Genomic DNA, 18,849 nt, shown 5'->3' with positions numbered 1-18,849 from the left:
ATGAGCAAGTCCATCGTCGGCGTCGACATCGGTGCAGCCTCGCTGCGCGCGGTGGAGATCGCCAACCCGACCTCGGCGAAGCCCACCCTCGTGCGCTTCGGCGAGGTGCCGCTGCCGGCCGGCAGCGTGAGCCGCGGCGAGGTCGTCGAAGCGCAGACCGTCGCCAACTCCCTGAAGGCCCTCTGGTCGCAGGCCGGATTCAAGAGCAAGCAGGTGGTGCTCGGCATGGGCAACCAGCGCGTGCTCGCCCGCGACCTCACCGTCGCCAAGGCGTCCAAGGCCCGCATCAAGGAGTCCCTGCCCTTCCAGGTCCAGGACATGCTTCCGGTGCCCGTCGCCGACGCCCTCCTCGACTTCTACCCGGTCTCCGAGGGCATCGGAGAGCACGGCCCAGTCATCAACGGCCTGCTCATCGCAGCCGTGAAGGACGCCGTGCTCGGCAACGTCCGGGCGTCGAAGCTCGCCGGCCTCACCGCCGTCGGGGTCGACCTCATCCCGTTCGCCGTGTCGCGGCTCCTGGTGAACCGCCAGAACAACGGCGGCACCGTCGCCCTCGTCGACATCGGAGCCTCGACCACCTCGGTCGTCCTGCTCTCGAACGGCGTGCCGCAGTTCGTCCGCATCATCCCCTCGGGCGGTGACGACGTCACCCGTGACCTCACCAGCCGCCTCGAGATCCCCGCCGAGCTCGCCGAGGGCGCCAAGCGCACCCTCGGCCTCGTCGCCTCGTCGGCCACGAAGGAGGACAAGACGGCCTCGGCGGTCATCTTCGAGACCGTCAACGAGCTCCTGGGCAGCCTCCGCAACACCATCAGCTACTACGCCAACACCCGTCCGCACGAGCACGTCAGCCACATCGTGCTCACCGGCGGCGGCGCCCAGCTGATCGGCCTCCCCGCGGCGCTCGCCGAGGTCACGCGCCTCAAGGTCGTCCCCGGCGACCCGCTGCAGAGCGTCTCCGTCGCCCGCTCCGTCAACGAGCAGGCCCTTCGTCCCTCCGTCCCGTCGCTCACCACCGCGATCGGCCTGGCACTCGGGAGCGCAGCATGAAGTTCTACCTGACCAAGGCCGCCCAGCGTGCGGCCGAGAGCGGGCAGGCGCCCGTCGCCAAGGAGAAGGTCGCCAAGGCCCCTCGCGTGAAGGCCGAGAAGACCCCGCGGCTGAAGGCCGAAAAGGCTCCTCGCGTGAAGGCCGACAAGGCCCCCTCCGCCCGTCAGCAGCGCAAGGCGGCGGCCTCGGCTGCTCCTGCGCAGGCCCCCGCCCTGGCACCCGGATTCGGGGCGCCCGCGGCCTCGTCGGTCATCGTGCCGACGTCGCCCGCGCTCTCGGCTCCGGTCGCGGTTCCGCTGGCCCCTGCCGCCTCGGTCGCGGCACCCCTCGCCCCGGCGGAGTCCGTCGCCGCGCCTCTCGCGACGACCGCCACCAGCGTGCTCGACGCCCCGGCACCTCCGGCCGAGCAGCGCACCGGCTCCGGCCGTGCCGCGAGAGCACCGAAGGCGGCCGCGGCACCGCGCGAGAAGAAGGGCGTGATCGCCATCGGCGGCCAGCCCCGCGTGGACCTGCTTCCGCAGGAGGTCCGCATCGAGCGCAAGGCCGCGAACAACGTGCGTCGTGCCTGGCTCGGAGTGGGAGTCGTCGTCGTCATCGTGGCCCTGGCCATCGGCGGTGCGACCGTCTACTCGCAGGGCGCAGCGAACGCTCTGACCACGGCTCAGGCCTCCACGACGCGCCTCAACCTCGAAGCGCAGAAGTACTCGCAGGCGCAGACGGTCCAGGACCAGGTGGACCTGGTCCAGGCCTCCCTGAAGGTCGGCGGATCGACCGACATCGACTGGCCCGGCTACCTCGCCGCGGTGGCGCTCACGGTCCCGTCGGGAGCTCAGCTGAGCGGCGTGAACGTCGACTCCGCGTCGAGCGTCCAGGCCTACGCCCAGGCCTCGTCGCCGCTCGAGGGCCAGCGCGTCGCAACGCTGACACTGACGGCCACGAGCACCTCGCTCCCGTCGGTGCCGACCTGGCTCGAGAACCTGACCAAGATCAAGGGCTACGAGGACGCGACGGCCGGCACGGTCGCCCTGTCCGATGGTGTGTACACGTCGACCGTCACCCTCCACATCAACAAGAAGGCGTTCTCGAACGCCTACACGAAGGGAAGCTGATCATGGATCGCAATCGCCTTCTGACGATCGCGGCGGCCCTCGCCGCGGTGGTGGTCATCGCCGGCGGGTTCTTCCTCGGAATCCAGCCCAAGCTGAGCGCGGCCAGCACGGCTCACGCACAGGAGCAGTCCGTCACCACGCAGAACGAGTCGCTCGACACCAATCTCGCGAAGCTCAAGAGCCAGTTCGAGAAGATCGACTCGCTCCGGGCGCAACTCGCGTCGAAGCGCGAGGCGGTCCCCAGCGACGTCGCGTCGGACACCTTCATCACCGAGCTGAACGGCATCGCCGACTCGACGAACGTGACCGTGAGCAACATCACGTTCGGCACGCCCGCCGCCTACGCCGCCCCCGTCTCGTCGACGCCCGCCGCGTCCACGACGTCGACGGCCACGGCGTCCGCGTCCGCGTCGCCCTCCGCCTCCGCGACCGCCACCGCGGCTCCGACGCCCACGGCTACCACGCCGCAGGCGCCGACCGTGGCCACGTCGCCGCTCATCACCGCGGCGAACTTCACCGACATCCCCGTGTCGATGGAGATCAAGGGTTCGTACACTCAGGCCATCGCGTACCTCCAGGGACTTCGCGACGGGAAGCGCCTCTTCCTGGTGACGTCGATCACGGTCACGCCGGCCGGGAGCGACGGAACCACGAGCAGCGCCCCGACATGGACCTTCGGCGGCCTCATCTACGCGCTGACCGACTCCACGAGCGCCACGCAGGAGCAGCAGTCGACCACCTCGTCGACGGCGTCCGGCACGGCGTCCGACAGCTCGACCACCGACTCGGCCGCGGGCAAGTAGCCCCGGCCGGGCCGGCGGCCCCAAGCCGCCGCGGACCGGTCGGAGGTCCCGATCGACCGGTCCCCGGCTCTATTTATGGTCGCGGATGCGTCCGCAGAACCGGACTTCGTACAAGCCTCGTCATCCGGCGCTGCTCCCGCATCCGCGACGCCACCACACGACCCCGCCTCAGCCGAGGCGGGGTCGTGTGCGTAGCCTGGACGCATGTCGCGCGGCCTCATCGTCGTGATGGCCACGATCACGCATCTCTCGCTCGTGGTGCTGACGACCGGCATCGTGGTGTTCGTCACCCACGGCGACGTCATCGTCGAACGCGACGCCGGCACCCTCCTGGGCCCGGCGATGGTCCTGGGGTCGATGGCGTGCGTCTTCTTCCCGCTGGCGCGGCGCTTCGGGGTGGAAGGCCGAGACGCCCGCGAGTCGGGCGACGAGGCGCCGAGAGGCCGCAGGATCCTGCCCCTCGCCCTCACCGCCGCCCTGAGCAGCTACGTCGTGATGCTGCTGATCGGGGCGACCGTGTACGCCAGCGAGCGCGGGCAGGCGGCGTGGCTGGTGCTCTTCGCGGGCCGTTATGCGGCCAGCCTGTTCGTCACGGTGACCTCGCTCGAGGCAGGTGTCGTCGTCGCAGGATTTGCGCTGGCGGCGAAGGCCGACGCCGCCAGGGCTCGCTCGTTTGATTAAGCCTCCCAGCCCGACTATTCTTTTTCGGGTGTGCGCGCAAGCGTGCCCATATTTCCGTTGCACTATATGACGGAATGTCCGTCTCTTCGGGGTGGGGAACTTCTCGCCGTACCGAACAGGCCCGCAGGTCGCTTTTCCGAAGCGCCGTCGCGGGGGAGACGCACCCTCCACCACTCACCATCCAGGCGTGTGACGGCGGTGTGCTCCAGAGATGAGGAAGCCGTCCGATCGGGGCGGCCAGAACCTGAGCAGATCGTCTGCACCGAGAAGTACGAAACAGGAGAACCAGTGCCAACTATTCAGCAGCTGGTCCGCAAGGGTCGCACGCCGAAGGTCGTCAAGACCAAGGCCCCCGCCCTCAAGGCCAACCCCCAGCAGCGTGGTGTCTGCACCCGCGTGTACACCACCACCCCCAAGAAGCCGAACTCGGCCCTCCGCAAGGTCGCTCGCGTCAAGCTGAGCAACGGCACCGAGGTCACCGCCTACATTCCCGGTGAAGGTCACAACCTTCAGGAGCACTCGATGGTGCTCGTCCGCGGCGGTCGTGTGAAGGACCTCCCCGGTGTGCGCTACAAGATCGTCCGTGGCGCCCTCGACACTCAGGCCGTCAAGAACCGCAAGCAGGCTCGCAGCCGCTACGGCGCGAAGATGGAGAAGAAGTAATGCCTCGCAAGGGTCCCGCTCCTAAGCGTCCCGTCGTCGCCGACCCCGTCTACGGCGCCCCGATCGTCAGCCAGCTGGTCAACAAGATCCTGCTCGACGGCAAGAAGGGCCTCGCCGAGCGCATCGTCTACGGTGCTCTCGCCGGCGTCGCCGCGAAGAACGGCCAGGACGCCGTCGCCACGCTCAAGAAGGCCCTCGACAACGTGCGCCCGACCCTCGAGGTCCGTTCGCGCCGCGTCGGCGGTTCGACCTACCAGGTGCCGGTCGAGGTCAAGCCTCACCGCGCGAACACCCTGGCCCTCCGCTGGCTCACCAGCTACGCCAAGGCACGTCGCGAGAAGACGATGACCGAGCGTCTCATGAACGAGATCCTCGATGCGTCGAACGGTCTCGGCGCCGCTGTGAAGCGCCGCGAGGACACCCACAAGATGGCCGAGTCGAACAAGGCCTTCGCGCACTACCGCTGGTAAGCACCACCGCCCGCAAGGGCCCTGCGGGGCGGCGGCCACAGCCGGCGCCCCGCAGACACCATCACTAAAACCCCCCATCGGAGGATCCCGTGGCACAGGACGTGCTCACCGACCTGAACAAGGTCCGCAACATCGGCATCATGGCTCACATCGATGCCGGCAAGACCACCACCACCGAGCGCATCCTGTTCTACACGGGGATCACCCACAAGATCGGTGAGGTGCACGACGGCGCCGCCACCATGGACTGGATGGCTCAGGAACAAGAGCGCGGCATCACGATCACGTCGGCCGCGACGACCTGCTTCTGGAACAAGAACCAGATCAACATCATCGACACCCCCGGTCACGTCGACTTCACCGTCGAGGTGGAGCGCTCGCTCCGCGTCCTCGACGGCGCCGTGGCGGTCTTCGACGGCAAGGAGGGCGTGGAGCCCCAGTCCGAGACCGTCTGGCGTCAGGCCGACAAGTACGACGTGCCGCGCATCTGCTTCGTCAACAAGATGGACAAGCTGGGCGCCGACTTCTACTACACCGTCGACACCATCATCACGCGCCTCGGCGCCAAGCCGCTGGTCATGCAGCTCCCGATCGGCTCGGAGTCGTCCTTCGAGGGCGTCGTCGACCTGGTCGAGATGCGTGCGCTGACCTGGCGCGGCGATGCCAAGGGTGACGTCGAGATGGGCGCCAAGTACGAGATCGAGCCGATCCCGGCGGACCTCCAGGCCAAGGCCGAGGAGTACCGCGCCAAGCTGCTCGAGACCGTCGCCGAGTCCGACGACGCGCTGCTCGAGAAGTACTTCTCGGGCGAAGAGCTCACGGTCGCCGAGATCAAGGGCGCCGTCCGCAAGATGACGGTCAACTCCGAGCTCTACCCGATCTTCTGCGGTTCCGCGTTCAAGAACCGCGGCGTGCAGCCGATGCTCGACGCCGTGATCGACTACCTCCCCTCGCCGCTCGACGTGCCTCCGATGGAGGGCCACGACGTCCGCGACGAAGAGAAGATCATCACCCGCAAGCCCGACTCGTCCGAGCCCTTCTCGGCTCTGGCCTTCAAGGTCGCGGTGCACCCCTTCTTCGGTCGTCTCACCTATGTCCGCGTGTACTCGGGCTCGATCGAGTCCGGTGCGCAGGTCATCAACTCGACGAAGGACAAGAAGGAGCGCATCGGCAAGATCTTCCAGATGCACTCCAACAAGGAGAACCCCGTCGACAGCGTGACCGCGGGTCACATCTACGCGGTCATCGGCCTCAAGTTCACGACCACCGGCGACACGCTGTGCGACCCGAACGAGCAGATCGTCCTCGAGTCGATGACGTTCCCGGAGCCCGTCATCGAGGTCGCCATCGAGCCGAAGACGAAGGCCGACCAGGAGAAGCTGTCGCTGGCCATCCAGAAGCTCGCCGAGGAAGACCCGACGTTCCGCGTCGAGCTCAACGCCGAGACGGGCCAGACGGTCATCAAGGGCATGGGCGAGCTTCACCTCGACATCCTCGTCGACCGCATGAAGCGCGAGTTCAACGTCGAGGCGAACGTCGGCAAGCCGCAGGTCGCGTACCGCGAGACCATCAAGAAGCCGATCGAGCGCTACGACTACACCCACAAGAAGCAGACGGGTGGCTCCGGCCAGTTCGCGAAGGTCCAGATCGCTCTGGAGCCCTTCGAGGTCACGGCCGAGTCGACGTACGAGTTCGAGAACAAGGTCACCGGTGGCCGCGTCCCGCGCGAGTACATCCCGTCGGTCGACGCCGGAATCCAGGACGCCATGCAGGTCGGCGTCCTCGCCGGCTACCCGACCGTGGGCGTCAAGGCCACGCTTCTCGACGGTGCGTCGCACGACGTCGACTCGTCCGAGATGGCGTTCAAGATCGCCGGCTCGATGGCGTACAAGGAGGCTGCTCGCAAGGCCAGCCCCGTGCTGCTCGAGCCGATCATGGCCGTCGAGGTGCGCACGCCCGAGGAGTACATGGGCGACGTCATCGGCGACCTCAACTCTCGTCGAGGCATGATCGCCTCGATGGATGACGCCAGCGGTGTCAAGGTCGTCAAGGCCAGCGTTCCGCTGTCGGAGATGTTCGGTTACGTCGGCGACCTGCGGTCGAAGACCTCGGGTCGCGCCGTCTACTCGATGACGTTCGAGTCGTACGCGGAGGTCCCGAAGGCTGTCGCCGACGAGATCGTCGCGAAGAACAAGGGCGAGTAGCCGACCCCAGGGTGGCGTTCTCCACAGAGCGAACACCCGAAATGCGGGGTCGAGCCTCGACCGCGTAGCATGTGAATACACCAATCGCAGGGCCTGGTCGGCCGACGAGAAATCGGTCGGCCCAGGCACTGCACTCGAGTCCTGAGGAGGACCCACAGTGGCGAAGGCCAAGTTCGAGCGGACTAAGCCGCACGTAAACATCGGAACCATCGGTCACGTCGACCACGGCAAGACCACGCTCACCGCGGCGATCACCAAGGTTCTGCACGACAAGTACCCCGACCTCAACACGGCGTCGGCGTTCGACCAGATCGACAACGCGCCCGAAGAGAAGGCTCGTGGTATCACGATCAACATCTCGCACGTCGAGTACCAGACCGAGAAGCGCCACTACGCTCACGTCGACGCTCCCGGCCACGCCGACTACGTCAAGAACATGATCACCGGTGCGGCTCAGATGGACGGCGCGATCCTCGTGGTCGCCGCCACCGACGGCCCGATGCCCCAGACGCGTGAGCACGTGCTGCTCGCCCGCCAGGTCGGCGTGCCCTACATCGTCGTGGCGCTGAACAAGGCCGACATGGTCGACGACGAGGAGATCCTCGAGCTCGTCGAGCTCGAGGTCCGCGAGCTGCTCTCGAGCCAGGACTTCGACGGCGACAACGCTCCCGTCGTTCAGGTCTCGGCTCTCCAGGCGCTCGAGGGTGACGAGAAGTGGGCGAAGACCGTCGCCGACCTCATGGAGGCCGTCGACGAGAACGTCCCCGACCCGATCCGTGCGACCGACCAGCCCTTCCTCATGCCGATCGAGGACGTCTTCACGATCACCGGTCGTGGCACCGTCGTCACCGGCCGTGTCGAGCGCGGTCAGCTCAACGTCAACGAGGAGATCGAGATCGTCGGCATCCGCCCGACGACCAAGACCACCGTCACCGGCATCGAGATGTTCCGCAAGCTGCTCGACTCGGCTCAGGCCGGCGACAACACCGGTCTTCTCCTCCGCGGCACCAAGCGCGAGGACGTCGAGCGCGGCCAGGTCATCGTCAAGCCCGGTTCGGTCACGCCGCACACGGTGTTCGACGCGAACGTCTACATCCTCTCCAAGGATGAGGGTGGTCGCCACAACCCGTTCTACGCGAACTACCGTCCGCAGTTCTACTTCCGCACCACCGACGTCACCGGCGTCATCACGCTGCCCGAGGGCACCGAGATGGTCATGCCGGGCGACACCACCGAGATCAGCGTCGAGCTGATCCAGCCGATCGCCATGGAGGAGGGCCTCCGCTTCGCTATCCGCGAGGGTGGCCGCACCGTCGGCGCCGGCACCGTCACGAAGATCAACAAGTAATTCGGTTGATCCCGTGACGCGGTGACGCGTCAGTACCTCGAGAGGGGCCGAGCCTGCAAGGGCTCGGCCCCTCTTGCCGTTCACCGTCCATTTGTGGCGCGAGGCGTCCGGAAAGCGCATGATGGGCGCCAAGGCCGGAAGCGCCGGCCTCAAGGGAGGCCGACATGGCGAGCTTGGATGACGTGACCGGCAAGGCGAAAGAGGGCCTGGACGATGTCACGAGCAAAGCGAAGGAATTCCTGAACGACAACAAGGTGCAGGACGCCCTCAAGAGCGACAAGGTCGAAGAGGTCAGCGACAGCATCCTCAACGCCGTCGCCGGGGCGGCCGACAAGATCACCGGTGGCAAGTTCCACGACAAGATCGAGGAGGCTCGCGACGCCGCCGACAAGAAGATCGGCAGCGAGTGAGAAGTCCCGCATCCTGAGGGCCCTCGGCACACGCCGGGGGCCCTTTCTCGTACCCCGACGACGAGCGGGCGCGCAGGAGCCGTGGTGTTGCGTGGGTGCATGCCTCGCCTGCGCCGCACCGACTCGAGCCGCCCGGGCGTCACGCGTGTCCGTGCGGGCCGTGGCTTCACCTACCGCGACGAGCACGGCGGGACGATCCGCGACGCCGACCTGCGTTCCCGAATCGACGCACTCGCCATTCCGCCGGCGTGGACGGACGTGTGGATCGCGCCCTACCCGAACGGCCACATCCAGGCGACCGGCGTCGACGGCGCCGGTCGGCGGCAGTACATCTACCACCCCACCTGGCGCGAGCAGAAGGACCGCATCAAGTTCGACCGCGCCCTCGCCCTGGCGGAGTCGCTGCCGGTCGCTCGCCGATTCGTCACGATGGATCTGCGGCGCCCCGAGCCCGACCGCGACCGCGCTCTGGCGACGGCGTTCCGCATGCTCGACACCGGGTCGCTCCGCGTCGGCTCGGAGCGCTACGCCGAGGAGCACGGCAGTCACGGCCTCGCCACGCTGCTCTGCAGCCACGCGACCGTCTCCGGCGACACGGTCACGCTCGACTTCCCCGGCAAGAGCGGCCAGGAGTGGGGATCGACGATCGTCGACCCGGATCTCGCAACGGTGATCCGCGGTCTCAAGCGACGGGGCGGCCGGGCGCGGCTGCTCGCGTACCGTCCGGAGGCGGGCACCGCCTGGCGCCCGATCCACTCGCCCGACATCAACGCCTACGTCAAGGAGCGCGCGGGCGACGAGTTCACGGCGAAGGACTTCCGCACCCTGCACGGCACCGTCGCCGCGGCGGTCAGCCTCGCCCGCACCGGGCCGCAGCCGACCGAGGCGAAGCGGAAGCGGGCAGTCTCGGCGGCCATGCGCGACGCCGCAGAGGTGCTCGGTAACACGCCCTCGATCGCCCGCTCGAGCTACGTCGATCCCCGCCTCGTCGACGCCTACGACGGCGGCGAGACCATCGACCCGGGTCGTCTGGCGTCGGCCGAGTCGGAGCTCCGCGCCCTGCTGTTCCGCTGAGCGTGGTCTCCGGGCCACCCGCAGTCACGTAACGTTGGGGGGTGACCGAGTGCATCCACGGCCTTGACGAAGATCTCTGCGACATCTGCACGCCTCGGCCTGCCCCCGAGCCGCCTGCGCCCGCGGCCAGGCCCTCCCGCTCGGCGGCGTCGCGCCCGCCCGGCGGTCCGCGGCGCACTCCGGTGCGCGCGGCCGGCACGCGCTCGACGCCGGTCGAGACCCTGCCCGACGTGAACCTCGCCACGATGCGCGCCCACCACTGGACCCACATCGACAACCTCGAGTCGATCCTGCGAGACGGCGAGCTGCGCGCAGGAGCACGCCCCGAGCTCGACGTCTCCTCGCCCGAGCGGCGCGAGAGCCGCGCGGCGGCGGCAGTGCCGACCGGCGAATCGGTCTCCGACTTCGTGCCCTTCGCCCTCTCGCCCGACGCTGCGACGTGGGACGAAGTGCGGCACGGCGCCGACGGGCCGGGCTGGTCCGCCGCGGCACGCGGCACGCGCCCCACGGACTTCGTCGTCCTCGTGGTGCCCGTGGCGGCGCTGGGGGAGGACTTCGTCGTCGCCGACGGCGAGGCTGCAGGCGCACTCACGCGGTTCGGGACGGGGCCGGTCGAGGGTGGAGCGACCGCTCGCCGGGCGGCGATCGCCGATCCTGCGCTCGCGAACATCGAGGTGCTCGTGCCCGGTGTCGTCGCGGTGTCGAGCGTCACCCTGATCGGCGTGCCGAACGACAGGATGCGCGACCGGGTCCGCGAACTGCTCGTCACGGTCGGCGTCGCCGCCGTTCGCGTCGCGGTGTACCCGCCCTGGTTCAAGCCCTCCGAAGCCTGATTCCACGGGCTTCGAGCGCCTGATCCGACCGCGCCCGGAGGTGCGACACGCCCGGGTTGCAGCAAATGCGCCTGTATGGCAGGATTATCTGGTTCAACATTTCCGCCCTGCGCTTCGGCCGGGGTCGTGAATCACTGCCAGGCAGTGCACAGTTCATCTGGGCCGCGGGTAGAAGGACACCTCTTCCTCACATCGAGAGATGACCTCCCCATGGGCGGCGCTTGGTGCGGGCAGAGACTCATCGCAACAGACCGACACGCGGTGTCGAGCAGAAGTGCTCGTGCGCCCGCGCGTCACGGCGCATCAGCGCCATTGACACAACAACAGTGCCAGGCCGAGGCAGGCCGTTCGTGAGAACGCTGCCGAGGCGCGTCAGGCGGCCCCGTGAAGGTGCGCGACGTCAACATCGAGAGAGAGACTCACATGGCGGGACAGAAGATCCGCATCCGGCTGAAGTCGTACGACCACGAGGTCATCGACACTTCGGCCCGCAAGATCGTCGACACGGTGACCCGTGCCGGTGCGACCGTGGTCGGCCCCGTGCCGCTCCCCACGGAGAAGAACGTGGTCGCCGTGATCCGTTCGCCCCACAAGTACAAGGACTCGCGCGAGCACTTCGAGAAGCGCACGCACAAGCGCCTCATCGACATCATCGACCCGACGCCGAAGGCCGTCGACTCGCTCATGCGTCTCGACCTCCCCGCCGACGTCAACATCGAGATCAAGCTGTAGGGGGCGACTGACAGATGGCAACCACCACCAAGAACGTCAAGGGCCTGCTCGGCAAGAAGCTCGGCATGACCCAGGTCTGGGACGAGAACAACAAGCTCGTCCCCGTCACCGTCGTCGAGATCTCTCCGAACGTCGTGACCCAGATCCGCACCGAGGAGAAGGACGGCTACGTGGCCGTCCAGATCGCCGCCGGCGCCATCGACCCGCGCAAGGTCAACCAGCCCAAGGCCGGGCACTTCGAGGCCGCCGGCGTCACGCCGCGCCGCCACCTCACCGAGGTCCGCACCGCTGACGCCGCTGAGTACTCGCTCGGCCAGGAGCTCACGGTCGACGCCTTCGAGGCCGGCCAGAAGGTCGACGTCGTCGGCACCTCCAAGGGCAAGGGCTTCGCCGGTGTCATGAAGCGCCACAACTTCCAGGGCGTCTCCGCGTCGCACGGTGCCCACCGCAACCACCGCAAGCCCGGTTCGATCGGTGCTTCGTCGACCCCGAGCCGTGTCTTCAAGGGCATGCGCATGGCCGGTCGCATGGGTGGCGAGCGCGTCACCGTCCTCAACCTGACCGTGCACGCCGTCGACGCCGAGAAGGGTCTGCTGCTCGTCAAGGGCGCCGTCCCCGGTGCTCGTGGCCGCATCGTCTTCGTCCGCACCGCCGTGAAGGGGAACTAGCGCATGGCTACCACCACTGCATCCGTCACCAGCGTCGACGTCGTCGACGCGAAGGGTTCCAAGACCGGCACCGTCGAGCTCCCCGCCGAGCTCTTCGACGTGACCGCGAACGTCCCGCTGATCCACCAGGTCGTCGTCGCCCAGCTGGCCGCCGCTCGTCAGGGCACGCACAAGGTCAAGGGCCGCGGCGAGGTCTCCGGAGCCGGCCGCAAGCCGTTCAAGCAGAAGGGAACCGGTCGTGCCCGCCAGGGTTCGATCCGCGCCCCCCAGATGACCGGCGGTGGCATCGTCCACGGCCCGACGCCCCGCGACTACGCGCAGCGCACCCCCAAGAAGATGATCGCCGCTGCTCTGCTCGGCGCTCTCTCGGACCGCGCCCGCGGCGCCCGCGTGCACGTCGTCGAGTCCTTCGTCGCCGACGAGATCTCGACGAAGACCGCCGTCGCGCTGCTCACCTCGATCGCGTCGAGCAAGCACGTCCTGGTCGTCACCGACCGCGACGACGACCTCACCCTCAAGAGCGTCCGCAACGTCGCCGAGGTCCACGTGATCACGTTCGACCAGCTCAACGCCTACGACGTGCTCGTCTCCGACGACATCGTCTTCACCAAGAGCGCCCTTGACGCCTTCATCGCGTCGAAGACCAAGAAGGAGGCCACCGCATGAGCGGCATCCACAAAGATCCCCGCGACATCGTCATCTCGCCGGTCGTCTCCGAGAAGAGCTACACCCTGATCGATCAGGGCAAGTACACCTTCCTCGTCGACCCCCGCTCGAACAAGACCGAGATCAAGCTCGCCATCGAGAAGATCTTCGACGTCAAGGTCGACAGCATCAACACGCTCAACCGCCCGGGCAAGACCCGTCGCACCAAGTTCGGGATCGGCAAGCGCAAGGACACCAAGCGCGCCATCGTGACGCTCAAGTCGGGCACCATCGACATCTTCACGGCTGTCGGCTAGGGCTCGGAGGGATAACAAAATGGCTATTCGCAACTACAAGCCCACGACTCCGGGTCGCCGCGGTTCGTCCGTCGCCGACTTCGCCGAGATCACGCGCTCCACGCCCGAGAAGTCGCTCCTGCGTCCGCTCGCGAAGACCGGTGGCCGCAACAACGCCGGTCGCATCACGACCCGTCACATCGGTGGTGGCCACAAGCGCCAGTACCGCGTCATCGACTTCCGTCGGAACGACAAGGACGGCGTGAACGCCAAGGTCGCTCACATCGAGTACGACCCCAACCGCACGGCGCGTATCGCGCTCCTGCACTTCGTCGACGGCACCAAGCGCTACATCATCGCCCCCGACAAGCTGCGTCAGGGCGACGTCGTCGAGTCGGGTCCGTCGGCCGACATCAAGCCGGGCAACAACCTCCCGCTGAAGAACATCCCCGTGGGTACCGTCATCCACGCGATCGAGCTCAAGCCGGGCGGCGGTGCCAAGATGGCCCGCTCCGCCGGTGCCTCGGTCCGCCTCGTGGCGAAGGACGGCCCCTACGCCCAGCTGCGTCTCCCCTCGGGCGAGGTCCGCAACGTCGACGCGCGCTGCCGCGCCACGATCGGCGAGGTCGGCAACGCCGAGCAGTCGAACATCAACTGGGGCAAGGCCGGCCGCATGCGCTGGAAGGGCGTCCGCCCGACCGTCCGCGGTGTCGCCATGAACCCGGTCGACCACCCGCACGGTGGTGGTGAGGGCAAGACCTCCGGTGGTCGCCACCCGGTCTCGCCGTGGGGCCAGAAGGAAGGCCGCACCCGTCACCCCAACAAAGAGAGTGACAAGCTCATCGTCCGCCGCCGTAACGCCGGTAAGAAGCGCAAGTAGGAGTTGTAGAAGATGCCACGCAGTCTGAAGAAGGGCCCCTTCGTCGACGAGCACCTGCTTCGCAAGGTGATCGGTCAGAACGAGGCCAACACGAAGAACGTGATCCGTACCTGGTCGCGCCGCTCCATGATCATCCCGAACATGCTCGGCCACACCATCGCCGTGCACGACGGTCGCAAGCACATCCCCGTGTTCGTGACCGAGTCGATGATCGGCCACAAGCTCGGCGAGTTCGCGCCCACCCGCACCTTCCGCGGCCACGTGAAGGACGACAAGAAGGGTCGCCGCCGCTAACGCGGAGGCGAAGAAGGAGGAGAGAAATGGTGGAGTCGATCGCCCGCGTGCGACACATCCGCGTCACCCCCATGAAGGCCCGTCGCGTCGTCAACCTGATCCGCGGCAAGCAGGCCCTCGAGGCCCTGGCCATCCTGAAGTTCGCGCCCCAGGGCGCGTCGGAGCCCGTCTACAAGCTCGTCGCGTCGGCCATGGCCAACGCCCGGGTCAAGGCGGACGCCTCGAACAGCTACCTCAACGACGAAGACCTCTACGTCTCGAGGGCGTTCGTCGACGAGGGTGCAACCCTCAAGCGGTTCCAGCCGCGTGCTCAGGGCCGTGCGTTCCAGATCCTGAAGCGCACCAGCCACATCACGGTCGTCCTCGCGACGCCCGAAGAGGCCGAAGCGGCCACCACGTCGAAGAAGGCGAGCAAGTAATGGGCCAGAAAGTCAACCCGTACGGCTTCCGTCTCGGGATCACCACCGACCACGTGTCGCGCTGGTTCTCCGACAGCACGAAGCCGGGGCAGCGTTACAGCGACTACGTCGCCGAGGACGTCAAGATCCGCAACCTGCTGAAGACCTCGCTCGACCGCGCCGGCGTGGCGAAGATCGAGATCGAGCGCACCCGTGACCGCGTCCGCGTCGACATTCACACCGCCCGCCCGGGCATCGTGATCGGTCGTCGTGGCGCCGAGGCCGAGCGCATCCGCGCCGACCTCGAGAAGCTCACCGGCAAGCAGATCCAGCTGAACATCCTCGAGGTCAAGAACCCCGAGGCCGAGGCTCAGCTCGTCGCCCAGGGCATCGCCGAGCAGCTCAGCGCCCGCGTGGCCTTCCGCCGCGCGATGCGCAAGGGCCTGCAGGGTGCTCAGCGCGCCGGAGCCAAGGGTGTCCGCATCCAGGTATCGGGTCGCCTCGGCGGCGCCGAGATGAGCCGCTCGGAGTTCTACCGCGAGGGCCGCGTGCCCCTGCACACCCTCCGCGCCAACATCGACTACGGCTTCTACGAGGCCAAGACCACCTTCGGTCGCATCGGTGTCAAGGTGTGGATCTACAAGGGCGACATCACCAACAAGGAGCTCGCGCGCGAGCAGGCGAACCAGAAGTCGTCGCGCCCCGAGCGTCGTAACGACCGCGGCGACCGCGGTGGCCGTGGCGGAAGCCGCGCCCCGCAGCAGGACGCCCCGGTCACCGCAGGAGCTGAGGCCTAACCATGCTTATTCCCCGTCGTGTCAAGCACCGCAAGCAGCACCACCCCGGCCGTAGCGGCCAGGCGACCGGTGGTACTCGCGTGTCCTTCGGTGAGTACGGAATCCAGGCCCTCACGCCTGCCTACGTCACCAACCGTCAGATCGAGTCCGCTCGTATCGCCATGACCCGCCACATCAAGCGCGGTGGAAAGGTGTGGATCAACATCTACCCCGACCGCCCGCTGACCAAGAAGCCGGCCGAGACCCGAATGGGTTCCGGTAAGGGTTCGCCCGAGTGGTGGGTCGCCAACGTCAAGCCGGGTCGCGTGCTCTTCGAGCTCAGCGGCGTCAACGAGGAGATCGCCCGCGAGGCGCTCACTCGTGCAATCCACAAGCTGCCGCTCAAGGCACGCATCATCAAGCGCGAGGAGGGCGACGCGTAATGGCGATCGGATCCAAGGAGCTCCGTCCCACCGAGCTCGACACCTTCGAAGACGAGCGTCTCGTCGACGAGCTGAAGAAGTCCAAGGAAGAGCTGTTCAACCTGCGCTTCCAGTCGGCCACCGGCCAGCTCGAGAACCACGGCCGCGTGCGTGCCGTGAAGCGCGACATCGCTCGCATCTACACGGTCCTGCGCGAGCGCGAGCTCGGGATCCGTGCCACCCCCGCCCCGGTCGCGGCTCCCAAGGCCGCAGCGAAGAAGTCGACCAAGAAGGCTGCCAAGCCCGCCGAGGCCGACACCACCGCCGAGGCCGCCGACACCGCCGAGGAGACCAAGTAATGGCTACCGAGAAGAAGACCGCGGCGGCCGAGACCGAGACTCTCGTCCGCGGCTACCGCAAGACCCGTCGTGGCTACGTGACCAGCGACAAGATGGAGAAGACCATCGTCGTCGAGGTCGAGGACCGCGTGAAGCACCCCCTGTACGGCAAGGTCATCCGCCGTACCTCCAAGGTCAAGGTCCACGATGAGGCCAACACGGCCGGCATCGGCGACCTGGTCGTCATCAGCGAGACCCGTCCGCTCAGCGCCTCGAAGCGCTGGCGCCTGGTCGAGATCCTCGAGAAGGCGAAGTAGGCCCGCGCCTACTCGATAGGAGACAGAAGTGATTCAGCAGGAATCCCGCCTCAAGGTCGCCGACAACACCGGTGCCAAGGAGATCCTCACCATCCGCGTGCTCGGTGGCTCCGGCCGTCGTTACGCCGGCCTCGGCGACGTCATCGTCGCCACGGTGAAGGACGCCATCCCCGGCGGCAACGTGAAGAAGGGTGACGTCGTCAAGGCGGTCATCGTTCGCACCAAGAAGGAGGTCCGTCGTCAGGACGGCTCCTACATCAAGTTCGACGAGAACGCCGCAGTGATCCTGAAGGCCGACGGAGACCCCCGCGGTACCCGCATCTTCGGACCGGTCGGTCGCGAGCTCCGCGACAAGAAGTTCATGAAGATCATCTCGCTGGCGCCGGAGGTTATCTAAGTCATGGCAAACATCAAGAAGGGTGACCTGGTCCAGGTCATCACCGGGCCCTCGCAGGCCCGCGGCGGCGACCGCGGCAAGCAGGGCAAGGTCATCGAGGTGCTGACCGAGCAGGACCGCGTCGTCGTGGAGGGTGTCAACTTCGTCACCAAGCACGTCCGCGTCGGCCAGACCCAGCGCGGCACCAAGACGGGCGGCATCGAGACCCACGAGGCCCCGATCCACGTCTCGAACGTGGCGCTCGTCGACCCCAAGTCCAAGAAGCCGACCCGTGTCGGCTTCCGTGAGGAGCAGGTCACGAAGGACGGCGTCACCAAGACCGTCCGTGTCCGCTACGCCAAGAAGTCGGGAGAGGACCTCTGATGAGCGACACCGCTACCGCCACCGCCGAGCCGAAGATCACCCCGCGGCTCAAGGCCAAGTACCAGTCGGAGATCCTGCCGGCCCTCAAGAGCGAGTTCGGCTTCTCGAACGTGCACCAGGTTCCCGGTCTCGTGAAGATCGTCGTGAACACGGGTGTCGGCGAGGCCGCGCGCGACTCGAAGGTCATGGACGGCGCGGTCAAGGACCTCACCGCCATCACCGGTCAGAAGCCGCAGGTCACCAAGGCCCGCAAGTCCATCGCGCAGTTCAAGCTGCGCGAGGGTCAGCCCATCGGCGCTCACGTCACGCTCCGTGGCGACCGCGCCTGGGAGTTCCTCGACCGCCTGCTCACGCTGGCCCTCCCGCGAATCCGCGACTTCCGCGGCCTCAGCGACCGCCAGTTCGACGGCAACGGCAACTACACGTTCGGTCTCAACGAGCAGAGCATGTTCCACGAGATCGACCAGGACCGCATCGACCGTGTCCGTGGCTTCGACATCACCGTCGTGACCACCGCGAAGAACGACGACGAGGGCCGGGCTCTGCTCAAGGCTCTCGGCTTCCCGTTCCGCACGGCCGAACTGGCCAACTAAGATCGTCCGGTCGGGTACTCCGCCTCGCGGGGTGCCCGGCCGAACCATGAGTGCCCGGAGAACCGCTCCGAGCCGCCGATCGAGTAGGTCGGCTCCCGGTGGACCGGAAGTCGAAACCGCACGAGAAAGAGAACCAATCGCATGACGATGACAGATCCGGTCGCAGACCTGCTGACCAGACTGCGCAACGCGAACTCGGCATACCACGACACCGTGTCGCTGCCGAGCTCGAAGCTCAAGTCACACATCGCCGAGATCCTCAAGCGCGAGGGTTTCATCGAGGCCTGGAAGGTCGAGGACGCCCGCGTGGGCCAGACCCTGACCATCGACCTCAAGTACGGCCCCGCACGTGAGCGCTCCTTCGTGGGCATCAAGCGCGTGTCGAAGCCCGGCCTCCGCGTCTACGCGAAGTCGACCGAGATCCCTCAGGTCCTCGGCGGGCTCGGCGTGGCCATCCTTTCGACTTCCTCCGGTCTTCTCACCGACCGCGAGGCCGAGCAGAAGGGCGTGGGTGGGGAAGTCCTCGCCTACGTGTGGTGACCCGCAATGTCACGAATCGGACGACTTCCCATCTCGATCCCTGCCGGGGTCGACGTGAAGATCGACGGCCAGGCCGTCTCTGTCAAGGGCCCGAAGGGTGAGCTCTCGCTCGTCATCGCCAGCCCCATCGAGGCCAAGGTCGAGGAGGGTACCGTGCTGGTGACCCGTCCCGACGACGAGCGCGAGTCGCGTTCGCTGCACGGCCTCACCCGCACCCTGATCGCGAATCAGATCATCGGCGTCACCGAGGGCTATTCCAAGGGCCTCGAGATCGTCGGCACCGGTTACCGCGTGCAGGCCAAGGGCCAGAACGTCGAGTTCGCCCTCGGCTACTCGCACCCGATCACCGTCGAGCCGCCCCAGGGCATCAGCTTCACGGTCGAGGGCAACAACAAGCTCACCGTCTCCGGCATCGACAAGCAGGCCGTGGGCGAGGTCGCCGCGAACATCCGCAAGCTGCGCAAGCCCGAGCCCTACAAGGGCAAGGGCGTCCGCTACGCCGGCGAGGTCGTTCGTCGCAAGGCCGGAAAGTCAGGTAAGTAATC

27 protein-coding genes are annotated in these 18,849 nt (G+C 67.4%); all 27 read left to right on the top strand.

Annotated features, from left to right (window positions below):
- Complete coding sequence (pilM, locus tag C8E83_RS13145; RefSeq protein ID WP_121370310.1) at nt 1-1,050, top strand: type IV pilus assembly protein PilM; 1,050 nt, start codon at nt 1-3, stop codon at nt 1,048-1,050.
- On the top strand, nt 1,047-2,159 hold the full coding sequence (locus C8E83_RS13140; RefSeq protein ID WP_121370309.1) for a hypothetical protein: 1,113 nt from the start codon (nt 1,047-1,049) through the stop codon (nt 2,157-2,159). Before pilM ends, C8E83_RS13140 begins: the two co-directional genes overlap by 4 nt.
- Nucleotides 2,160-2,161: 2 nt before the next feature.
- Entirely contained in the window at nt 2,162-2,962 is an 801-nt protein-coding gene (locus tag C8E83_RS13135) for a hypothetical protein (protein ID WP_121370308.1), read from the top strand.
- Nucleotides 2,963-3,166: 204 nt separating this feature from the next.
- Nucleotides 3,167-3,643, top strand: a complete 477-nt coding sequence (locus C8E83_RS13130) for a DUF6121 family protein (RefSeq protein WP_121370307.1) — start codon at nt 3,167-3,169, stop codon at nt 3,641-3,643.
- Nucleotides 3,644-3,931: 288 nt separating this feature from the next.
- Nucleotides 3,932-4,306 (top strand): 30S ribosomal protein S12, encoded by a 375-nt coding sequence (rpsL, locus tag C8E83_RS13125; protein WP_055964941.1) that lies wholly within the window; start codon nt 3,932-3,934, stop codon nt 4,304-4,306.
- A complete protein-coding gene (gene rpsG, locus C8E83_RS13120) occupies nt 4,306-4,776 on the top strand; it encodes a 30S ribosomal protein S7 (RefSeq protein WP_121370306.1) in 471 nt (156 codons plus the stop codon). The genes rpsL and rpsG overlap by 1 nt, the downstream gene beginning before the upstream one ends.
- A gap of 89 nt (nt 4,777-4,865) precedes the next feature.
- Entirely contained in the window at nt 4,866-6,980 is a 2,115-nt protein-coding gene (gene fusA / locus C8E83_RS13115) for an elongation factor G (protein WP_121370305.1), read from the top strand.
- Nucleotides 6,981-7,137: 157 nt separating this feature from the next.
- Nucleotides 7,138-8,328 carry an elongation factor Tu gene (gene tuf, locus C8E83_RS13110; protein ID WP_121370304.1) on the top strand — a complete coding sequence of 397 codons (1,191 nt, stop codon included), beginning with the start codon at nt 7,138-7,140 and terminating at the stop codon, nt 8,326-8,328.
- A gap of 164 nt (nt 8,329-8,492) precedes the next feature.
- Entirely contained in the window at nt 8,493-8,738 is a 246-nt protein-coding gene (locus C8E83_RS13105) for an antitoxin (RefSeq protein ID WP_121370303.1), read from the top strand.
- 99 nt (nt 8,739-8,837) lie between these two features.
- Nucleotides 8,838-9,812, top strand: a complete 975-nt coding sequence (locus C8E83_RS13100; protein ID WP_121370302.1) for a DNA topoisomerase IB — start codon at nt 8,838-8,840, stop codon at nt 9,810-9,812.
- Between the two features lie 41 nt (nt 9,813-9,853).
- Entirely contained in the window at nt 9,854-10,645 is a 792-nt protein-coding gene (locus C8E83_RS13095; RefSeq protein WP_245981669.1) for a DarT ssDNA thymidine ADP-ribosyltransferase family protein, read from the top strand.
- A gap of 423 nt (nt 10,646-11,068) precedes the next feature.
- Nucleotides 11,069-11,377, top strand: coding sequence for a 30S ribosomal protein S10 (gene rpsJ / locus C8E83_RS13090; protein WP_121371903.1), 309 nt, complete (start codon nt 11,069-11,071; stop codon nt 11,375-11,377).
- A gap of 14 nt (nt 11,378-11,391) precedes the next feature.
- On the top strand, nt 11,392-12,045 hold the full coding sequence (rplC, locus tag C8E83_RS13085; RefSeq protein ID WP_121370301.1) for a 50S ribosomal protein L3: 654 nt from the start codon (nt 11,392-11,394) through the stop codon (nt 12,043-12,045).
- 3 nt (nt 12,046-12,048) lie between these two features.
- Nucleotides 12,049-12,711 (top strand): 50S ribosomal protein L4, encoded by a 663-nt coding sequence (gene rplD / locus C8E83_RS13080; protein ID WP_121370300.1) that lies wholly within the window; start codon nt 12,049-12,051, stop codon nt 12,709-12,711.
- Nucleotides 12,708-13,007, top strand: coding sequence for a 50S ribosomal protein L23 (gene rplW, locus C8E83_RS13075; RefSeq protein WP_121370299.1), 300 nt, complete (start codon nt 12,708-12,710; stop codon nt 13,005-13,007). Before rplD ends, rplW begins: the two co-directional genes overlap by 4 nt.
- A gap of 19 nt (nt 13,008-13,026) precedes the next feature.
- Nucleotides 13,027-13,866 carry a 50S ribosomal protein L2 gene (rplB, locus tag C8E83_RS13070; protein ID WP_121370298.1) on the top strand — a complete coding sequence of 280 codons (840 nt, stop codon included), beginning with the start codon at nt 13,027-13,029 and terminating at the stop codon, nt 13,864-13,866.
- 12 nt (nt 13,867-13,878) lie between these two features.
- Nucleotides 13,879-14,160 (top strand): 30S ribosomal protein S19, encoded by a 282-nt coding sequence (gene rpsS, locus C8E83_RS13065; protein ID WP_121370297.1) that lies wholly within the window; start codon nt 13,879-13,881, stop codon nt 14,158-14,160.
- Between the two features lie 26 nt (nt 14,161-14,186).
- Complete coding sequence (gene rplV, locus C8E83_RS13060) at nt 14,187-14,579, top strand: 50S ribosomal protein L22 (protein ID WP_121370296.1); 393 nt, start codon at nt 14,187-14,189, stop codon at nt 14,577-14,579.
- Nucleotides 14,579-15,355 carry a 30S ribosomal protein S3 gene (rpsC, locus tag C8E83_RS13055; protein WP_121370295.1) on the top strand — a complete coding sequence of 259 codons (777 nt, stop codon included), beginning with the start codon at nt 14,579-14,581 and terminating at the stop codon, nt 15,353-15,355. Before rplV ends, rpsC begins: the two co-directional genes overlap by 1 nt.
- A gap of 2 nt (nt 15,356-15,357) precedes the next feature.
- Nucleotides 15,358-15,777: a 50S ribosomal protein L16 gene (rplP, locus tag C8E83_RS13050; protein WP_121370294.1), complete on the top strand. Its 420-nt coding sequence runs from the start codon at nt 15,358-15,360 to the stop codon at nt 15,775-15,777.
- Nucleotides 15,777-16,115: a 50S ribosomal protein L29 gene (gene rpmC / locus C8E83_RS13045; RefSeq protein ID WP_121370293.1), complete on the top strand. Its 339-nt coding sequence runs from the start codon at nt 15,777-15,779 to the stop codon at nt 16,113-16,115. The genes rplP and rpmC overlap by 1 nt, the downstream gene beginning before the upstream one ends.
- The gene (rpsQ, locus tag C8E83_RS13040) at nt 16,115-16,411 is read left to right on the top strand and encodes a 30S ribosomal protein S17 (RefSeq protein ID WP_121370292.1); all 297 of its coding nucleotides are present in this window, start codon (nt 16,115-16,117) and stop codon (nt 16,409-16,411) included. The genes rpmC and rpsQ overlap by 1 nt, the downstream gene beginning before the upstream one ends.
- 28 nt (nt 16,412-16,439) lie before the next feature.
- On the top strand, nt 16,440-16,808 hold the full coding sequence (gene rplN, locus C8E83_RS13035) for a 50S ribosomal protein L14 (RefSeq protein WP_121370291.1): 369 nt from the start codon (nt 16,440-16,442) through the stop codon (nt 16,806-16,808).
- 3 nt (nt 16,809-16,811) lie between these two features.
- Nucleotides 16,812-17,171, top strand: a complete 360-nt coding sequence (gene rplX / locus C8E83_RS13030; protein ID WP_121370290.1) for a 50S ribosomal protein L24 — start codon at nt 16,812-16,814, stop codon at nt 17,169-17,171.
- Nucleotides 17,171-17,764 carry a 50S ribosomal protein L5 gene (gene rplE / locus C8E83_RS13025; protein ID WP_121370289.1) on the top strand — a complete coding sequence of 198 codons (594 nt, stop codon included), beginning with the start codon at nt 17,171-17,173 and terminating at the stop codon, nt 17,762-17,764. Before rplX ends, rplE begins: the two co-directional genes overlap by 1 nt.
- A 141-nt stretch (nt 17,765-17,905) precedes the next feature.
- Complete coding sequence (gene rpsH / locus C8E83_RS13020) at nt 17,906-18,304, top strand: 30S ribosomal protein S8 (protein ID WP_121370288.1); 399 nt, start codon at nt 17,906-17,908, stop codon at nt 18,302-18,304.
- 6 nt (nt 18,305-18,310) lie between these two features.
- The gene (gene rplF / locus C8E83_RS13015; protein WP_121370287.1) at nt 18,311-18,847 is read left to right on the top strand and encodes a 50S ribosomal protein L6; all 537 of its coding nucleotides are present in this window, start codon (nt 18,311-18,313) and stop codon (nt 18,845-18,847) included.
- The last annotated feature ends 2 nt before the right edge of the window (nt 18,848-18,849 follow it).

The organism is Frondihabitans australicus (genome assembly GCF_003634555.1).
Classification (GTDB): Bacteria; Actinomycetota; Actinomycetes; order Actinomycetales; family Microbacteriaceae; genus Frondihabitans; species Frondihabitans australicus.
The sequence above is the reverse complement of the archived record's forward strand: the minus strand, read 5'-3'. Positions and strand labels throughout refer to the sequence as shown.